The sequence below is a fragment of the Larkinella sp. C7 genome, from assembly GCF_006149005.1.
Classification (GTDB): domain Bacteria; phylum Bacteroidota; class Bacteroidia; order Cytophagales; family Spirosomataceae; genus Larkinella.
Genome location: NZ_VBSL01000300.1, coordinates 1 through 305, shown reverse-complemented (window position 1 = coordinate 305; position 305 = coordinate 1). Strand labels below are relative to the sequence as shown.

At 38.7% G+C, this 305-nt stretch carries 1 protein-coding gene; it reads left to right on the top strand.

The genetic code is table 11. From position 1 onward, the window contains the following. Nucleotides 1-19: 19 nt before the first annotated feature. The coding region (locus tag FH871_RS35500; RefSeq protein WP_212768442.1) for a hypothetical protein at nt 20-305 on the top strand (286 nt) is incomplete at its 3' end.

Genomic DNA, 305 nt, shown 5'->3' with positions numbered 1-305 from the left:
TCAATTACGAGGTGATATTATGAAAAAAAGGATTTATTGGAAGACAGTTTGGAATACCATGTTGCATTCAAAGGGCCGCTTTCTTTCCATTATGCTGTTGATGTTTCTAGGTTCTTTTACCTTTGTTGGCTTGAAGGTAACAAAGCCTAATATGCAAAAACTGGCCACTGACTATCTGCAGGCTCACCAGACGGCTGATTTATTTGTGACGGCCCATTATGGTTTTAGTCAGGCTGATCAAACTGAGTTAAAAAATATAAAGGGAGCTGACGTAGAATTTGGAAAAGTGTCAGATATGACGATTG